The sequence below is a fragment of the Deinococcus pimensis DSM 21231 genome (assembly GCF_000519345.1).
Taxonomy (GTDB): Bacteria; Deinococcota; Deinococci; order Deinococcales; family Deinococcaceae; genus Deinococcus_A; species Deinococcus_A pimensis.
Genome location: NZ_KI912653.1, coordinates 33,421 through 34,814, shown reverse-complemented (window position 1 = coordinate 34,814; position 1,394 = coordinate 33,421). Strand labels below are relative to the sequence as shown.

1 protein-coding gene is annotated in these 1,394 nt (G+C 71.7%); it reads left to right on the top strand.

The features are described 5' to 3' along the window. On the top strand, positions 1 to 1,394 hold a 1,394-nt coding region (locus DEIPI_RS31385), incomplete at both ends, for an ATP-binding cassette domain-containing protein (RefSeq protein WP_045234397.1).

Sequence of the window (1,394 nt, the reverse complement as noted above, 5' to 3'; positions counted from 1 at the left end):
CGCCGTCGGCGCGGCAGCGCGTCCGCGACCTCACCGAGACCCTCGCGATCGTGTGGCGGGCCAGTCCCGGTCACGCGCTCGTGGTGCTCCTCACGACGCTCGTGTCGGCCGGGCTGCCCGCCGCGAACCTCTACGTGGGGAAGCTGCTGCTCGACCGCGTCGCGCTCGCGGCGGGCGGGCAGGTCGGGTATGGCGCGCTGCTCGCGCTGCTCGGCCTGCAGGTGGGCCTCGGCGTGTTCGGCAGCCTCCTCGCGACCTTCCAGAACGCCTCGCGCGAGCTGCTCGGCGACAGCCTCCAGCACGTCACGAGCCGCCGCATCCTGGAGAAGGCGTCGGGGCTCAGCGTGGACCTCTTCGAGAACGCCGAGACCTACGACCGTCTCCAGCAGGCCTACCGCGAGGTGGGCTCGCGGCCCCTGACGACCGCGTCGAGCACGCTGAACCTGCTCTCGTCGCTGCTGACGCTCGCGACCGTCGGGGCCCTCATGGCCCGCCTGGGTCTGTGGGTGCTGCCGCTCGTGCTGCTCGCCAGCATCCCGGGCGTGTGGGTCAGCAGCCGCTTCGGCATGGAGGGCTACCGGATGCTGCGGCGTCAGACGCACGACGCGCGCGTCCAGAACTACCTCGGCACGATCCTCGTGTCGGACCAGCTCGTGAAGGAGGTGCGGCTCTTCGGGTTCGAGCCGTACCTGCTGGGCCGCTGGCGCGAGTACTACCTCGGCTTCCGGGGTCAGCTGGAGGGCCTCATCCGGCAGCGGTCCGCGTGGAGTTTCGGCGCGGCGCTCCTGTCGGCCCTGCTGATCGGCCTCGCGAGCGCGCTGGTGCTGCGGCGCGCGGCGGCGGGTCAGCTCAGCGTCGGCGACTTCAGCCTGTTCGTGCTGGGCATCGCGCAGGTGCAGACGCAGGTCTCCAGCCTGCTGGGCGGCGTGAGCGGCATCTTCCAGAACCTGCTGTACATGCGCAACCTCTTCGAGTTCCTGGAGCTTCCCGCCCGCGACCTCGACGCGGGCGAGGCGTGGCGCGGCCCCATCCACACCATCGAGTTCCGTGACGTGGGCTTCCGCTACCCCCTCACGGACCGCGACGTGCTGCGCGGCGTGAGCTTCACCGTGCGGCGCGGCGAGGCGCTCGCGCTGGTGGGGGAGAACGGCGCGGGCAAGACGACCATCGTGAAGCTCCTGACGCGCCTGTTCGAGCCGACGTCCGGGCAGGTCCTCATCAACGGCGAGGACGCCACGCGCTTCTCGCCCCGCAGCGTGCAGCGCGAGATGAGCATCATCTTTCAGGACTTCGGGCAGTACCAGATGAGCGCCCGCGAGAACGTCGCGCTCGCCGAGGTCGCCCGCCTCGACGACGCGCCCGCCGTGGAGCGCGCCGTGGACCGCGCGGGCGCC